14 protein-coding genes and 2 pseudogenes are annotated in these 15128 nt (G+C 70.2%); 13 read left to right on the top strand and 3 right to left on the bottom strand.

Features of this window, described 5'->3' with window-relative positions:
* The first annotated feature begins 144 nt into the window (after positions 1–144).
* From G3I60_RS28355 to G3I60_RS46520, 4 genes and pseudogenes are all read left to right on the top strand, one after another.
* Entirely contained in the window at positions 145–1146 is a 1002-nt protein-coding gene (locus tag G3I60_RS28355; protein ID WP_164294845.1) for an AAA family ATPase, read from the top strand.
* Positions 1146–1733 carry a guanylate kinase gene (locus tag G3I60_RS28350; protein ID WP_164294844.1) on the top strand — a complete coding sequence of 196 codons (588 nt, stop codon included), beginning with the start codon at positions 1146–1148 and terminating at the stop codon, positions 1731–1733. Before G3I60_RS28355 ends, G3I60_RS28350 begins: the two co-directional genes overlap by 1 nt.
* Positions 1730–2149, top strand: a pseudogene (locus tag G3I60_RS46525) (NAD(P)-binding domain-containing protein); the annotation flags it as partial. The gene G3I60_RS28350 and the pseudogene G3I60_RS46525, both read left to right, overlap by 4 nt.
* A gap of 30 nt (positions 2150–2179) precedes the next feature.
* Positions 2180–2569 (top strand): DUF1932 domain-containing protein, encoded by a 390-nt coding sequence (locus tag G3I60_RS46520; RefSeq protein WP_343241241.1) that lies wholly within the window; start codon positions 2180–2182, stop codon positions 2567–2569.
* A 235-nt stretch (positions 2570–2804) separates the two neighbouring features.
* Here G3I60_RS46520 and G3I60_RS28340 read toward each other — a convergent pair whose 3' ends face one another.
* Both G3I60_RS28340 and G3I60_RS28335 read right to left on the bottom strand, forming a co-directional pair.
* Positions 2805–3035, bottom strand: a complete 231-nt coding sequence (locus G3I60_RS28340) for a hypothetical protein (protein WP_138359511.1) — start codon at positions 3033–3035, stop codon at positions 2805–2807.
* A gap of 165 nt (positions 3036–3200) precedes the next feature.
* Positions 3201–4121 (bottom strand): bifunctional DNA primase/polymerase, encoded by a 921-nt coding sequence (locus G3I60_RS28335; protein WP_164607891.1) that lies wholly within the window; start codon positions 4119–4121, stop codon positions 3201–3203.
* A gap of 344 nt (positions 4122–4465) precedes the next feature.
* On the opposite strand from G3I60_RS28335, the gene G3I60_RS28330 reads away from it, so the two are divergent.
* From G3I60_RS28330 to G3I60_RS28290, 9 genes are all read left to right on the top strand, one after another.
* Positions 4466–4774 (top strand): hypothetical protein, encoded by a 309-nt coding sequence (locus G3I60_RS28330; protein ID WP_138359143.1) that lies wholly within the window; start codon positions 4466–4468, stop codon positions 4772–4774.
* A gap of 233 nt (positions 4775–5007) precedes the next feature.
* Positions 5008–6204, top strand: a complete 1197-nt coding sequence (locus G3I60_RS28325) for an acyl-CoA dehydrogenase family protein (RefSeq protein ID WP_164294903.1) — start codon at positions 5008–5010, stop codon at positions 6202–6204.
* The gene (locus G3I60_RS28320) at positions 6201–7160 is read left to right on the top strand and encodes an OB-fold domain-containing protein (RefSeq protein ID WP_343241236.1); all 960 of its coding nucleotides are present in this window, start codon (positions 6201–6203) and stop codon (positions 7158–7160) included. Before G3I60_RS28325 ends, G3I60_RS28320 begins: the two co-directional genes overlap by 4 nt.
* 1 nt (position 7161) lies before the next feature.
* A complete protein-coding gene (locus G3I60_RS28315; protein WP_164294841.1) occupies positions 7162–8169 on the top strand; it encodes an acyl-CoA dehydrogenase family protein in 1008 nt (335 codons plus the stop codon).
* On the top strand, positions 8166–8630 hold the full coding sequence (locus tag G3I60_RS28310; RefSeq protein ID WP_164294840.1) for a MaoC family dehydratase: 465 nt from the start codon (positions 8166–8168) through the stop codon (positions 8628–8630). Before G3I60_RS28315 ends, G3I60_RS28310 begins: the two co-directional genes overlap by 4 nt.
* Positions 8627–9811, top strand: a complete 1185-nt coding sequence (locus G3I60_RS28305; protein WP_164294839.1) for a lipid-transfer protein — start codon at positions 8627–8629, stop codon at positions 9809–9811. The genes G3I60_RS28310 and G3I60_RS28305 overlap by 4 nt, the downstream gene beginning before the upstream one ends.
* A gap of 61 nt (positions 9812–9872) precedes the next feature.
* Entirely contained in the window at positions 9873–10718 is an 846-nt protein-coding gene (locus tag G3I60_RS28300) for a DUF1906 domain-containing protein (protein WP_138359151.1), read from the top strand.
* Positions 10719–10937: 219 nt separating this feature from the next.
* A complete protein-coding gene (locus G3I60_RS28295) occupies positions 10938–11453 on the top strand; it encodes a SigE family RNA polymerase sigma factor (RefSeq protein ID WP_138359153.1) in 516 nt (171 codons plus the stop codon).
* 69 nt (positions 11454–11522) lie between these two features.
* On the top strand, positions 11523–13187 hold the full coding sequence (locus G3I60_RS28290; RefSeq protein WP_138359155.1) for a long-chain fatty acid--CoA ligase: 1665 nt from the start codon (positions 11523–11525) through the stop codon (positions 13185–13187).
* Between the two features lie 20 nt (positions 13188–13207).
* On the opposite strand, the pseudogene G3I60_RS44700 reads toward G3I60_RS28290, so the two are convergent.
* Positions 13208–15128 (bottom strand): annotated as a pseudogene (locus G3I60_RS44700) (PAS domain S-box protein); the annotation flags it as partial.

Genomic DNA, 15128 nt, shown 5'->3' with positions numbered 1-15128 from the left:
GCGGAAAATCCTGTATCACGGCGAGCTAACTGACTTGGCATCAGCCGTTTTACACATCCGCTTACACACGCACTATCACGAGTTTCCATACGACTACACGGACCGCTACAGTCGCGATCCGGAGTAGCTATCTAGGAGGGGAAGATGGCTCGTAAGCACCCGGATTGGAAGCCTGAACTGCTACGGACACACCGCGAGGCGGTGGGGCTAACCCTCGAAGACACAGGGGAGAAGCTGCGGGAAATCGCAGAGCGCCACAACCTCAACATCGCAGCGAATTTCCAAACGATCTGGGGTCACGAGAGCGGAAAGGTGTACCCCGGGCCGCATTACCGCCGGGCGTACTCTCGGCTGTATCGACTCAACGAAGCCCAACTGGGATTTCGTGGCGCCTTGCCGGGGGAGGAGGCACACATGGAAGTTCTATCCACTCCAGATTGCAAGGACCAATCAGGGGCGGTTAGGGCAGCCCTGAGTAGCGTGAACGCCGGTACGGATGACGTGGACAGCGACGCTTTCCGCGACCGCGTTGTGGAGGCGTGGCGGCGCCACAACGCCGGATCTTCGACCGACGGGCCGACCGTGGTGCTCGTTGGCGGGTTCGCCGGGTCGGGAAAATCTGAGTTCGCAAAATTCCTCGGCGGGATGACGGGTTGGCCCATTCTCGACAAAGACTCAATCACGCGCCCTTTGGTGGACCAACTTCTAATCGCCCTCGGCGGGGAAGCCAACGATAGGAGTTCTGAACTCTATCGGGAAAAGGTCCGGCCACTCGAATACCGATGCCTCATGGAGGCTACTTGGGATAATGTGGACTGTGGAATATCCACGATTCTAGATGCGCCATTCGTGTACGAGTTCTCGCGGGCCGATTGGATGCAGAGGTTTCACAACCGCTGTCGCTCCAAGCGGGTTTCGGTCGTAACTATTTGGGTTCGATGCGATCCTGAATCCATGCGTGAGTATATCGAGTTTCGCAGTGCCGCACGCGACATGTGGAAGCTAGATTCCTGGGATGAGTATGTGTCAACGCTCGACCTAGAATTGCGCCCGCAGGGGCCCCATTTCGTCGTGGACAATAGGTTGGGGGCGGCGATTGCCATGGTCGATGAAGCTCGTGATGTATTGAACGGGGGTGAACTCTGATGCCGCCCGGCGTCATCCTGTATGGGCCGCCCGGTTCCGGAAAGGACACGATCACTCGGGAACTCGGTCGAATCTCCCCTGACTTCGCGCTCTTCCGGAGGCTCAAGGCGGGTCCTGGCCGGTCTTCCGGATATCGAATCACCACTGTCGGCGAAATCGACCGCCTTTCAGACTCAGGGGCGCTGTTGTATCGTAACGCTCGATATGGCGCTGAGTACGCCATCGACCGTCCAGGGCTCACTGAACTTCTGATCAACGGGCAGGTGCCGGTCCTGCATATGGGGCAGATGGCCGGGGTGAGTGCCCTGACTGACTTCCCGATTGAGTGGACGAAGGTACTGCTGTGGTGCCCCCGTGCGGTCACTAACGAGCGTTGTAAGGGCCGTGGAGACTCGGACTTGGAGGCAAGGCTCAAGGTCTGGGAAGAGACACGCGAAGATCTCTTGGCGCACACGCAATCTACGTGGACTCTGACCATTGCGACGGATAAGCAGGTTCCCGCCGAAGCGGCTCAGAGCATCTTCGATGCCGTGGCTACTGGCAAGGTAGTGACGCCTCAGGACATCGCAGGGCTGGTGAGGGAGTGACAACCCTCGGCGTTCTACACCCTGGCAGCATGGGTGCTGCCGTAGCCGCGGAAGCGACCGGGGCTGCAACTGTCCTTTGGTGTTCGCAAGGCCGCAGCAAGGAAACCTCGGGTCGTGCTGCCCAACGCGGCCTCACGCCTATTGCCTCACTTTCAGCGCTAACGGAGCGCTGCGACATCATCTTGAGTATCTGCCCGCCCGCCAATGCGCACGAAGTCGCGGCGGAAGTTGCTGAACTCGGGTACTCAGGTATCTATGTTGACGCGAACGCAATCTCTCCGCGATCGGCGGAGACGATAGGGGCTCTCGTAGAACGAGGTGGAGCCGTTTTTGTTGACGGCTCTGTAGTTGGCTCCCCGCCTTCCCCCGCGAAGGTCGCTCGGCTATACCTCGCGGGTCCGAAGGGCGCGGTCACCGAGACGGCCCGACTGTTCCTGGGAACCCAGGTGGACCCCCGCGTCCTTTCCGGCGATACGGGCAGCGCTTCAGCGCTCAAGCTGGCCTATAGCAGCTACCAGAAGGCCAGCCGTGCGTTGGCCGCCGTTGCCCATGCTCTGGCGGCAGACCATGGAGTAGAAGGGGAGCTACTCGATATCGCCCAATCCCACCCGACTAGCTACCTCAGCGACCCTGACTACTTCCCGAAGGTTGCTGCGCGTGCTTGGCGCTGGGCTCCCGAGATGCGCGAGGTTGTGGAGGCGCTTGCAGCGAACGGACTCCCCACGGACCTGGCCGGCGGGGCCGCCAAGGTCCTGGACCGGTGGGAGGACGCAAAGGGTCAATCTCTGACTGTCCTGGAAGCGCTGGAACGACTGCGCTTCCAGGGTGCTCCTTGAGCGGCAGTGCGCTCCGGTCTGTCTGTCATCGGGCCATACACGGGCCAGCATCACCCCTGAGGCGCCGCATCCGTGGTTGCTTCGCAGGTCAGAGCCCTATTCGTCCAACAGCCGTAATCCTCTTGAAAACCGTCGTGGCAGCGATGTCACCGTGAGTTCGAATCTCACATCCTCCGCAGTACGAAGGGGCGTCCGCAGGTGCGGGCGCCCCTTCGTCGTCTCTCGGGAGCAACTCTCAGAGCCGGTGCACCTGGTAGGAGCGGTGGCGGCCCGGGACGCGGGAGAGGACGCCCTTGCTCTCCATGATCTGCAGATGGTGGGCGACCGTCGCGGGGCTGCGCAGGCCGACGGCCGCGCCGATCTCCCGGACGGTCGGCGGATAGCCGTAGAGGTCCGTCCACTCGACGATGACCTTCGCGATCTGCTCCTGGCGATCGGTCAGGTACCGGGGCCCGTCCGCGCTCATGGCCGCGCCCTCTCGTTCGTCACGCTACTCGTGGGGTCCGGTGCCGTGGCCCGGGTGGTCATCTCTCGGCGGACTCCGTGGAGCGGCGAGCCGGCGCAGGGCCGTGCGAGCTGCGGGCGCGAGCCCGAACGCGTCATGGCTCGGCAATTCAAGCACGTGTTCGAATTATGGCGCAGCCTGGCGGGCGGCGGAGGCGATGGTGGCGGCGGCTTCCTGGCGGGGGAGACCGGTCCTGGTGGCGGCGTCGATGAGGGCGGGGGCGAGGGAGTCGCCGTGGCCGGATTCGTAGGCGCGGCAGGCGGCCCAGTAGAGGCGCGTGTTGCGCTGGCCGCGCGGGGAGTCGCGGACGAACTGGACGAGGGCGAGCGCGTGGCGGGGGGCGGTGCGGCGGGGTAAGGGCGGTAGGGGCGGGGTGAGGAGGCGGAGCAGCCGGGCGGGGACCGGGGCCGCCGGGAGGCCGGGGGAGCGCGGCGCCAGCAGATAGCGGCCGGCGTTGGTGATCGAGCCGGGGCCGACGAGGTAGCCGCCGTGGCCCCGGACGTCGATGCCGGGCCCTGGCGCGGTGCCGGGCCTGCCGACGGAGTTGGGGACGGCGGTCCCGGCGGGGCCGGTGAACCACAGGTGGCGGCCGCCGCTGGGGGTGAGGACGGTGACGGTGTCCGGGACGGCGAAGCCGTGCTCGTGCGCCAGGGCGGCGAGGGCCGCGACGCCGTCCAGGCCGTGCTTGACGTCCAGGTCGAGGCCGATGAGGTGGTGCGGGGCGCGTCCGCAGGCGATGCCGTAGCCGGTGGCCCAGGGGGCGGCGGCGAACAGCGCGCGGACGGCGGCGGGTTCGGTCGTGGCGTCGTGCACCCCGTGGCCGATCCGGCCGCATTCGCCCAGGCAGCGAACGGGCGGGGAGGCGGGAGGGGAGCCGGGTGAGGAGCCGGGCGAGGAAGCGGGCGGTGGGCTGGGCGGGGATTCGCCGCGGTGCGGGGAGCGCACGGCGGGGAGCTTGGTGCGGGACAGCGGGATGACCGCCAGGTGCCGGGAAGCGGCGGCCAGGGCGTTGGCGAGCGCGGCGGCGTGCAGGACGGAAGGGGCCATGGATCCAGTTTCGTACTCACGTTCGAAAAAAGGGAGAGGGCACAGGTGGGAGATTGCCCGGCGCGGGCGGGCGGCGCGAAGGTTGGCCGAAAATCTGCCTGAACGTTTCCGCGCTTGCGGGGGTGGTGGCGGAGGTGGAGAAAAGACGATGAAGGGTATTTCGATGGCACTTTAAATGTTTGTCGACAGATCGTCACGCTTGCGAGCTAAATAGCCCGTCCGGTCTGGTTCGCCGGGGATTGTGTGGGCAACTCTGATTCCGGCGACGTCGTACCCAGTCAGTCGGCGGAGCGGTCGGCCAACCGTCCCGCACACCCCCGTTCTCGGTTCCCTGGAGGAACAACATGGCAAGCATCCGTACCTTCCGCGTCCTCGCTGCGGTGGCGGCACTTCCCCTCGCCGCGGTGCTCTTCGCGGGATCGGCAGCTGCTGACAACGGCGCCTTCGCCGGCGACCACTCGAACGCGACCATCGTGAGCAACTCCGGTGGGAACGTTGGTGGTTCGAACCACGGGAATGTGACCACCACCCAGCAGGGCGCGAGCGGATCGGGCGCTTCGAACCAGAACAACACCGCGAGCGTGAACGGTTCCGGGTTCACCGCGATCGAGCAGAGCAACGTGAACGTGCACTTCACCCCGCTGTGGTGGTGACGGGCCCGTACGACCGGGATCAGTGACACGACCGCGCGGCGGCACGCTCAGTGCCGTCGCGCGGTCGCGTTCTCCCGGGAGGATGGCTCGGTGGCTGCTCCTCCGGCCTGTTTCGCGGGCGCGAACTTTCATCCACAGCCTGTGGACAACTTCTCATGCCTTGACAGGGGTGGGGCGGGGCGGAGAATCTGACGGTCAGTCAGAAAATCTGCGAACCCGTGGAGGCCGTCGCCGTGCACCTCGCCCCCACCCCGCGCCAGCACCGGCTACGGGCCGAGCTGCGCGAGTACTTCGGCCGTCTGATACCCGAGGAGACCCGCGAAGCCCTCCGGGCCGAGCCGCCCGGCGGCCCGCTCGCCCGAGGTCTCCTCCGCCGGATCGCCGCCGACGGCCTGCTGGGCCTCGGCTGGCCCACCGAGTACGGCGGACAGGGCCGCGGCCCCGACGAGCAGTTCGTGTTCTTCGACGAGTCCTACCGGGCCGGCGCCCCCGTGTCGATGGTCACGCTCAACACCGTCGGCCCGACCCTGATGAAGTTCGGGACGCCCGCGCAGAAGGAGTACTTCCTCCCGCGGATCCTCTCCGGCGACTGCGTCTTCGCGATCGGTTACACCGAACCGGACGCCGGCACCGACCTCGCCTCCCTCCGCACCCGCGCCGTCAGAACCGGACCCGACAAGGCCGACAGCGACGGTCCCGGCGGAGCCGGTGAGTGGCTGATCGACGGCAGCAAGACCTTCACCAGCAACGCCCAGGGCGCCGACTGGATCTGGCTCGCCTGCCGCACCGACCCCGAGGCCCCCAAGCACAAGGGCATCTCGATCATCCTCGTCCCGACCGACGCCCCCGGCTTCTCCTGGACCCCGATCCACACCGTCGGCGGCCAGACCACCAGCGCCACCTACTACGACGCGATCCGCGTCCCGTACGGGAACCTCGTCGGCGAGGAGAACGCCGGCTGGTCGCTGATCACCAACCAGCTCAACCACGAGCGGGTCGCGCTGGCGGCCATCGGCATGCAGGCCGAGGACTTCTACGACGCGGCCCTCGCGAGCGCCCGTACGCCCGGCGAGGACGGCACCCGCCGGATCGACACCCCCTGGGTCGCGTCCCGGCTGGCCGAGGCCCACGCCCGGCTCTCCGCGACCCGGCTGCTCAACTGGCGCCTGGTCCAGGACGTCGGCGCCGGCACCCTGACCCCGGGCGACGCGTCGGGCGTGAAGTTCGCCGGTACCGAGAGCGCGATCGAGGTCTACCGCGCGCTCCAGGAAGCGGTCGGCGAGACCGCTCTCGTCAGAGGCGGGGAGAACGGCGAACTGGAACGGATGAACCGGGCCGCGCAGATCAACACCTTCGGCGGCGGCGTCAGCGAGGTCCAGCGGGAGATCGTCGCGACGATGCGGCTCGGGATGAAGAGGAGCAAGCGGTGACGGACGAGGCAGTGGCCGGGGATCTGTACGAGCGGCTCAAGGTCTACGTGGGGCGGACCGCCGCGGCCGGCGGCGAGGGCAAGGACCCGGTCAACGAGCCGATGATCCGCCACTGGTGCGAGGCGATGGGCCACCCCGTCCCCGCCGACGGATCCGCGCCCGCCACCATGCTCCAGGTGTGGACCATGGGCGGGCTCTCCGGACACACCGCGGGCACCGCGCGCTCCAGCGCCTACGACGACGTCTTCGCGCTCCTCGACGAGGCCGGCTGCACCTCGGTCGTCGCGACCGACTGCGAGCAGGAGTACCTCCGGCCGCTGCGTCCCGGCGACCGGATCACGTTCGACGCCGTCATCGAGTCCATCTCGCCGCGCAAGACCACGAAGCTCGGCACCGGCCACTTCGTCACGACGCGGATGGACGTCCAGGCGAACGGCGAGCTGTCCGGCACCCACCGCTTCCGCATCCTCAAGTACGCGCCCGCAACCACCGCGAAGACCTCCAACACCGCAACCACCGCGAAGACCGCCAAACCCGCGAAGACCGCCAAGCCCGCCGCGCGGCGCCCCCGACCGGTGATCAACCGCGACAACGCCGCTTACTGGGAGGGCCTGGAGCGGCACGAGCTGCTCATCCAGCGCTGCTCCGGCTGCGGCACGCTGCGGCTGCCGTGGCTGCCGGGCTGCAACGCGTGCGGCTCACCGGACTGGGACACCGTCCGGGCCGCGGGCGAGGGCACCGTCTTCAGCTATGTCGTCATGCACCATCCGCCGTTCCCCGCCTTCGACCCGCCGTACGCCGTCGCCCTCGTCGAGCTGGCGGAGGGCGTGCGGATCCTCGGCAACGTCACGGGAATTCCGTACGACAAGGTGCGCGCGGGTCTGCCCGTGACGCTCGAATTCCTGACGGTCGACGGCGAGTTCACGCTGCCCGTCTTCCGGTCGGTGGAGGACTGACATGGACTTCGCACCCACCGAGGAGCAGCAGGCGGCCCGCGATCTGGCGGCCGGGATTCTCGACCGCAGCGCCGAGCCGTGGAAGGCGCTGTGCGAGGCCGGGCTGGTGGCCGCCGTCGAGGAGATCGGGCTGCTGGGCCTGGTGCTGCTGCTGGAGGAGGCGGGCCGCAGGACCGCCGGTATCCCGCTCGCCGCGACCTGCGCCTACGGTCTGCTGCCGGTCGCCGCGTACGGTACGGACGAGCAGCGCGCCCGGCTGCTGCCCGGTCTGCGCGACGGCTCGTACATCGCCACGGGCGCCTTCCCGCACCGGTCCGCGCGGGCCGTCGCGAGCGGTGACGGCTGGCGCCTGACCGGCACCTTCCCCGTCGTGCCGTGGCTGCGCGAGGCCACGCACGTCCTCGTCCCCGCCGCGACGGGTACCGGGACGCGGCTGTTCTGGCTGCCGGTCCCGGCCGGCGCGGAGCCCGTCGACACCACCGCCCCCTGGGCGGCCGCCCGGCTCGTACTGGACGGCACGCCCGCCGAGCCGCTCGGTGACGCGTCCGCCTACGGGGAGGTCCTCGCACGGGCCCGTACCGCCTTCGCGGGGCTGCAGGCCGGGGTCTGCGCCGGGTCGCTGGCGCGGGCCGTCGCGTACACCTCCGTACGCGAGCAGTTCGGGCGTCCGCTCTCCACGAACCAGGGCGTGCTGCTGCGCGCCGCCGACGCGCACATGGACACCGAGGCGATCCGCGTCACCGCCTACGAGGCGGCCTGGCGCTTCGACAACCACTTGCCCGCTGCCTCCCACGCCCTGACCGCCGCCTGGTGGGCGTCCGAGGGCGGCAAACGCGTCGTCCACGCCGGGCAGCATCTGCACGGCGGAATCGGCGCGGACCTCGAACACCCCGTCCACCGGCACTTCCTGTGGGGACGGCAGCTGGACGCGTATCTGGGCGGCGGCGCGGAAGTGCTCGCCGAACTCGGTGTGCTGCTGGGCGCACCCGACACGGAGGAGGCCGTATGACGCAGTCCCCGGTCCGGACGCCGGCCGGCTCCGTGCGGGCGGGTGACGAACTGCCGCCGCTGCGCGTCCCGGTGACCCGCACGCTGATCGTCGCGGGTGCCATCGCCTCGCGGGACTTCCAGGACGTGCACCACGACGTGGAGCTCGCCCGGGAGAAGGGCTCGCCGGACATCTTCATGAACATCCTCACCACGAACGGCCTGGTCGGCCGCTACATCACCGAATGGGCCGGGCCCGGGGCGGTGCTGCGGGCGGTGCGGATCCGGCTGGGAGCGCCCAACTACCCGGGTGACGAGATGGTGTTGACCGGCAAGGTGACGTCCGTCGAAGCCGACACGTCAGGAGAGAACGTCGAGATCGCCGTCCTCGGCGTCAACAAGCTCGGCCATCACGTCACCGGAACAGCCACCGTCATGCTCCCGACCCCGGTCCCGAGCCCCACCCCGGAGGCAGCCGTATGAGCGTCCGCAACCGCGACAGCCTCGGCGGCCGTGCCGCGATCGCCGGGATCGGGGCGACGGAGTTCTCCAAGGACTCGGGCCGCAGCGAGCTGAAGCTCGCCGTGGAGGCCGTACAGGCGGCGCTGGACGATGCCGGGCTGACGTCCGCCGACGTCGACGGCATGGTCACGTTCACCATGGACACCAGCCCGGAGATCACGGTCGCCCAGGCGGCCGGCATCGGTGAGCTGTCGTTCTTCTCGCGGATCCACTACGGCGGCGGGGCGGCCTGCGCGACCGTGCAGCAGGCGGCCATGGCGGTGGCGACCGGGGTGGCCGACGTGGTCGTCTGCTACCGCGCGTTCAACGAGCGGTCGGGCCGGCGGTTCGGATCGGGGGTGCAGCAGCGTGACCCCTCCGCCGAAGGGGTGGCGCTCGGCGCCAATCTGCCGTCCGGTCTCCTCACCCCCGCGTCGTGGGTCGCGATGGCGGCGCAGCGGTATCTGCACGCCTTCCGGCTCGATCCGTCGGCTTTCGGCCCGGTCGCGGTCGCCGACCGCCGCCATGCCGCGAACAACCCCGCCGCGTACTTCCACGGCAAGCCGATCACCCTCGCCGACCATGCCGCCTCGCGCTGGATCGTCGAGCCGCTGCGGCTGCTGGACTGCTGCCAGGAGACGGACGGCGGCCAGGCGATCGTCGTGACGTCGCCGGAGCGGGCCCGCGATCTGCGGCACGCGCCCGCGGTGATCGCCGCCGCCGCGCAGGGCGCCGGCCGCGCGCAGGAGCAGATGACGAGCTTCTACCGCGACGATCTGACCGGGCTGCCGGAGATGGGGGTGGTCGCCCGCCAGCTGTGGCGGACCTCCGAGCTGACGCCGGCCGACATCGACACGGCGGTGCTCTACGACCACTTCACCCCGTTCGTGCTGATGCAACTGGAGGAGTTCGGCTTCTGCGGACCGGGGGAGGCGGCGGACTTCGCCGCCGGCGGTGGTCTGGAGATCGACGGCCGGCTGCCGGTGAACACCCACGGCGGTCAGCTCGGCGAGGCGTATCTGCACGGGATGAACGGCATCGCCGAGGGCGTCCGCCAGTTGCGCGGGAGCAGCGTCAACCAGGTGGCGGGTGCTTCGAACGTGCTGGTCACCGCCGGAACAGGCGTTCCGACGTCGGGGCTGGTGCTGTCGGCAGACGGCTGAACGGGTGGTGGGGCGGGCGTGTCTGCCCGGGGTCGCCCCGACGGGCGCGTTGACTCGCGCCATGCGTGGAACCAAGCAGATTACCCGATATGTCCTTTCGGTCCTGACGGCGGTGGCGACGCTGGCCTGCCTGGTCAGCGGCGGCGTCGCGGCGGCCGATCCCTCCGCCGAATCGCTGCAGGGGGCCCGGTTCTTCCAGGGCACCGGCTTCGAGACCTGCGAGACCCCGACCGCCGACACGTTGCAGGCCTGGCACGGCACCTCCCCGTACGGCGCCGTCGGCGTCTACTTCGGCGGCCGGGCCCGCGCCTGCGCGCAGCAGCCGAACCTCACCCCCTCCTGGGTGCGGACCGTGAACACCGGGGGCTGGAGCATCCTGCCGATCTATGTGGGCTCGCAGTCGCCCTGCACGACGAGCAGCACGAAGAAGGCGTACACGATCGACACGGCCAATCCGGGCGGGAGCGGTGCGACCGAGGCCAGGGACGCCGTCCAGCGCGCCCAGGACCTCGGCTTCGTCGAGAACAGCGCCCTGTACCTGGACATGGAGTCGTACGACATCCGCACCGCGTCCTGCACGGCGCCGACGCTCGCCTTCGTCCAGGCCTGGGACAAGGAGGTGCGCCGGCTCGGCTACATCCCGGGCTTCTACAGCAGCGCGGACTCCGGCATCATGCACATGGAGCAGGCCCGCGCCGCCGGCGCCGCCGACCTGCCGAGCGTCCTCTGGTACGCCCGCTGGAACGTCACGCCCACCCTGGAGTCCGAGCCGGTACTCCCCCGCGACGCCTGGACGCCGCACAGCCGCATCCACCAGTACACGGGGAACGTCACCGAGCAGTACGGGGGCCGGACGATCAACATCGACCGCGACCTCATCGACGCCCCGGTCGCCGTGATCGGTTAGCGCGGCCGCGTTCCTCCGGAAGCCCGGCCCCCGCCCGGACCCCGCCCCCGGCCCCCGCCCCTGACCCCACCTCCTGACCCCACCCACAGGCCTGTCTTCCTCAGGGGTGGGTCCGCCTACGGGAGGTGGGGACAGCCCCCGTCCTACGACTTCAGGGTGATCCCGCTTCGGCACCTCCGGCGGATCCGCCGGGCGGGCGGCGCTCATAGCGTTGAGTGCATGACCACGCCTGTGTGCACCAGCACCAGCACGATGCAGTTCTCCAGCTACGTACGGGCCAAGGGCCCGACGCTGCTGCGGACCGCGCGCTCGCTCACCGCGAACCCGTGCGACGCAGAGGACCTGCTGCAGACCGCGCTGACCAAGACGTACCTGGCATGGGACCGCATCGACGACCACCGCGCGCTGGACGGCTACGTCCGCCGCACGCTGGTCAACACGCGCACCTCGCAGTGGCGCAAGCGCCGCATCGACGAATTCGCGACCGAGGACGTCCCCGAGCCGCTGTCCACCGCCCCCGACCACACCGAGCAGCAGGCCCAGCGCGACGCGCTGCTGCGTGCCATCTCCCGGCTTCCCGCCCGGCAGCGGGCCATGGTGGTACTCCGCTACTACGAGGACATGAGCGAGATACAGACGGCCGAAGCCCTCGGTGTCTCGGTCGGCACGGTCAAGAGCGCGGTCTCCCGGGCCCTCGGGAAATTGCGCGATGACCCTGAATTGCGCGCCAGGTAGTGACATACCGACTGGTATGGAAGCAGAATCACCGGGACCTTACCCGCACGTAACCCGTGGAGGCTTCCGGTGCTGAGCACGATGCAGGACGTACCGCTGACCGTCACCCGCATCCTGGTCCATGGTGCTCTGGTGCACGGCCGGTCCCAGGTGACCACCTGGACCGGGGACGCCGAGCCGCACCGCCGCTCCTTCCGCGAGATCGGGGTCCGGGCGATCCAGCTCGCGAACGCCCTCCGCGACGAGCTGGGGGTGGCCCGGGACGAGCGGGTCGCGACCCTCATGTGGAACAACGCCGAGCACGTCGAGGCCTACCTCGCGATCCCGTCCATGGGTTCGGTGCTGCACACCCTGAACCTGCGGCTGCCCACCGAGCAGCTGACGTTCATCGTCAACCACGCCGCCGACCGCGTCATCCTCGTCAACGGCTCGCTGCTGCCGCTCCTGGCGCCGCTGCTGCCCGCCCTGGAGTCCGTCGAGCACATCGTGGTCGTCGGCCCCGGGGACCGCTCGCTCCTGGACGGCTGTCGCCCCGCCGTGCACGACTACGAGGAACTGCTGGCCGGCCGCCCGACCACGTACGACTGGCCGGAGCTGGACGAGCGGGACGCCGCCGCCATGTGTTACACCTCGGGCACCACCGGCGACCCCAAGGGCGTCCTCTTCTCCCACCGCTCGATCTACCTGCACTCGATGCAGGTCAACATGACCGAGTCGATGGGTCTCACGGACCGCGACACGACCCTCGTCGTCGTCCCGATGTTCCACGTCAACGCCTGGGGACTGCCGCACGCCACCTTCATGACCGGCATCAACATGCTCATGCCGGACCGCTTCCTGCAGCCCGCCCCGCTCGCCGAGATGATCGAGAGCGAGCGCCCCAGCCACGCCGCGGCCGTCCCGACCATCTGGCAGGGCCTGCTCGCCGAGCTCGCGGCCAAGCCGCGCGACATCTCCTCCATGGCGACCGTCACCATCGGCGGCTCCGCCTGCCCGCCCTCCCTCATGAAGGCGTACGAGGAGCACGGCGTGCGGCTGTGCCACGCCTGGGGCATGACGGAGACCTCCCCGCTCGGCACCATGGCCCACCCGCCGGCCGGCCTCACCGCCGAGCAGGAGTGGCCGTACCGCATCAGCCAGGGCCGCTTCCCCGCCTCCGTCGAGGCCCGGCTGGTCGGCCCGGCGGGCGAGATCATGCCCTGGGACGGCGAGTCCGCGGGCGAGCTGGAGGTACGCGGCCCCTGGATCGCCAACTCCTACTTCGGCGGCGCCGGAGCCGAGCCGCTGCGCCCCGAGGACAAGTTCAGCCCGGACGGCTGGCTGCGCACCGGCGACGTCGGCGTCATCACGCAGGACGGCTACCTCACCCTCACCGACCGGGCCAAGGACGTCATCAAGTCCGGCGGCGAATGGATCTCCTCCGTCGACCTGGAGAACCAGCTCATGGCCCATCCGGACGTCGCCGAGGCCGCGGTCGTCGCCGTGCCCGACGAGCGCTGGGGCGAGCGGCCGCTGGCCACCGTCGTGCTGAAGGAGGGCGCCACCGTCTCGTACGAGGAGCTGCGGGAGTTCCTCGCCGGACGCATCGCGCGCTGGCAGCTGCCGGAGCGCTGGGCGATCATCCCGGCCGTGCCGAAGACCTCGGTCGGCAAGTTCGACAAGAAGGTGATCCGCGAGCAGTACCGGCTGGAGCAGATCGACGTGACGTACGTCGCCGGGGCGGCGAAGGACTGATCGCCGCGGCGGGTCGGGTCCTAGGCCACCGGCCAGGACCCGATCTTGCCGAGCAGGTCCACGATGCGCGACTGCACGTCCGTACTCGTCGACCGCTCCGCGAGGAACAGCACCGTCTCGCCGGAGGCCAGCCGCGGCAGTTCCGCCGGGTCGATGTCCGCGGACGTGTAGACGACCATCGGGGTGCGGTTCAACTGGCCGTTGCTGCGCAGCCAGTCGATGATCCCCTGCCGGCGGCGGCGCACCAGCATCAGATCCATCACCACCAGGTTCGGCCTGACCTGCGCGGCCGTCGTCATCGCCTCGACCTCGGAGGAGGCGTGCGCGACCTGCATGCCGCGCCGCTCCAGCGTCGCGGTGAACGCCTGGGCGATGTCCCGGTGGCTCTCGATCAGCAGCACCCGCGGCGGATGCTGCTCGCTGTCGCGCGGCGCGAGCGCCTTGAGCAGGACGGCCGGGTCGGCGCCGTAGGCGGCCTCGCGTGTGGCCTGTCCGAGCCCGGCGGTCACCAGGACCGGCACCTCGGCCTCTGCGGCCGCCTGGCGGAGCGACTGCAGCGCCGTCCGGGTGATCGGACCGGTCAGCGGGTCGACGAAGAGCGCGGCGGGCGGCTCGGCGACCTGCGCGTCCACCTCGGCGCGGGACCGGACGATGACCGGGCGGTAGCCGCGGTCGGTCAGCGCCTGGCGCGTCGAGACATCCGGCTCCGGCCAGACCAGCAGCCTGCGCGGCTCGGCCAGCAGCTGGCCGGGCTCGCCCGCCAGTTCCTCGATGACCTCGACGGCGCCGTTCGGACCGTCCAGCGGCTCGGGGCCCTCGTCGCCCTCGGCGGGTGCCCCTATGGCGAACGCCCGGCCCGGAACGACCGTACGGAGCAGTGCCGTCTGCTGGTCGGTGTCCTGGTGCTCGACGCCCTGGCCGTCGCTCCGGTCGTCGGTGGCGGGCGGCCGGGCGATCGGGAGCTGGCCGCTGTCGGGATCCGCCTGCGGGTGCGGGCGGGCCTCCACGTCATGGCCGTCGTCCTGCTGCGGTCCGTTGAGCTTGCGCCGGCGGCCGGACCCGGAGGGGTTCTGCTGGGGGAACGGCTCGGGCTGCGGCTGAGGTTGCGGCTGGGCCTGCGTCGGGACCGGCTGGACGAAGGCGACGCCCTGGCCGAGCGTGCGCACGCTGATGGCCCGGCCGTGGCTCTGGCCCTGCTGCTGGCCCTGGTTCTGGCCCTGGTTCTGGGCGTAGGGCTGGGGCACGCCGCCCGAGGGCGGCATCGGGGTGCGCTGGCCCTGTCCCGGGATCACCTGGGACGGACTCTGGTTCTGGTTCTGGTGCTGTCCCTGGGCCGGGCCCTGGGGCTGCGCGCCCGGTTCGGCCGCGGGCGCCACCGGCCGGCCGGCGTCCGGCCACTGCGGACTCACCGGCTGCGGCGCGCCGTTCTGATCCTGCGGCCCGCCCTGGTGCGGAACCGGCGGGACCGGGGGCACCGGCCGGCCGGGCGCACGCTCCTCCACCGGCATCGGGGCCGGCACATCGTGGGAGTGCTGTGCGGGCAGGGCGATGGGGCCACTGCCGTTCCCGTTGCCGTTCCCGTCCGACTCCCCCGGCTGGGGTGCGATCCGCCGCGCGCGCCGCCCTGCCCCGGGCTCCTGCCCGGCGAGGGAGGCGCCGTTGCCGTCGCTCCCCTGCTGCGGTCCGTGCGGTCCCTGCGGCACGGCCTGCTCGCCGGCCGCCGGAAGGGCGTGCTGGACGGGTGCCGCGGGAAGTTCGGGTGCGGGCTGCTGGCCGTCGGACAGCGTCCGGCGGGCCCGGCGACCGCTGGGCTGCTGGCTCTGCTGCACCGGGTGGTTCTGCTGGTCCGGCTGCTCGGCCGGCGCCAGGTCGGCCGCCGCGCCGCCCGCGGTGTCCCCCGCGCTCGCCTCGTCCGGCAGCGGGCGGCGCAGCGCGCGCCGG

The organism is Streptomyces sp. SID13666 (assembly GCF_010548325.1).
In the GTDB taxonomy this organism is placed as follows: Bacteria; Actinomycetota; Actinomycetes; order Streptomycetales; family Streptomycetaceae; genus Actinacidiphila; species Actinacidiphila fildesensis.
This window is presented reverse-complemented; position numbering and strand designations above follow the sequence as displayed.

Coding starts and splice junctions, on each gene's coding strand:
- G3I60_RS28355 (WP_164294845.1), top strand. CDS start 145: ATGGCTCGTAAGCACCCGGATTGGAAGCCTGAACTGCTACGGACACAC.
- G3I60_RS28350 (WP_164294844.1), top strand. CDS start 1,146: ATGCCGCCCGGCGTCATCCTGTATGGGCCGCCCGGTTCCGGAAAGGAC.
- G3I60_RS28340 (WP_138359511.1), bottom strand. CDS start 3,035: ATGAGCGCGGACGGGCCCCGGTACCTGACCGATCGCCAGGAGCAGATC.
- G3I60_RS28335 (WP_164607891.1), bottom strand. CDS start 4,121: ATGGCCCCTTCCGTCCTGCACGCCGCCGCGCTCGCCAACGCCCTGGCC.
- G3I60_RS28330 (WP_138359143.1), top strand. CDS start 4,466: ATGGCAAGCATCCGTACCTTCCGCGTCCTCGCTGCGGTGGCGGCACTT.
- G3I60_RS28315 (WP_164294841.1), top strand. CDS start 7,162: ATGGACTTCGCACCCACCGAGGAGCAGCAGGCGGCCCGCGATCTGGCG.
- G3I60_RS28310 (WP_164294840.1), top strand. CDS start 8,166: ATGACGCAGTCCCCGGTCCGGACGCCGGCCGGCTCCGTGCGGGCGGGT.
- G3I60_RS28305 (WP_164294839.1), top strand. CDS start 8,627: ATGAGCGTCCGCAACCGCGACAGCCTCGGCGGCCGTGCCGCGATCGCC.
- G3I60_RS28300 (WP_138359151.1), top strand. CDS start 9,873: ATGCGTGGAACCAAGCAGATTACCCGATATGTCCTTTCGGTCCTGACG.
- G3I60_RS28295 (WP_138359153.1), top strand. CDS start 10,938: ATGACCACGCCTGTGTGCACCAGCACCAGCACGATGCAGTTCTCCAGC.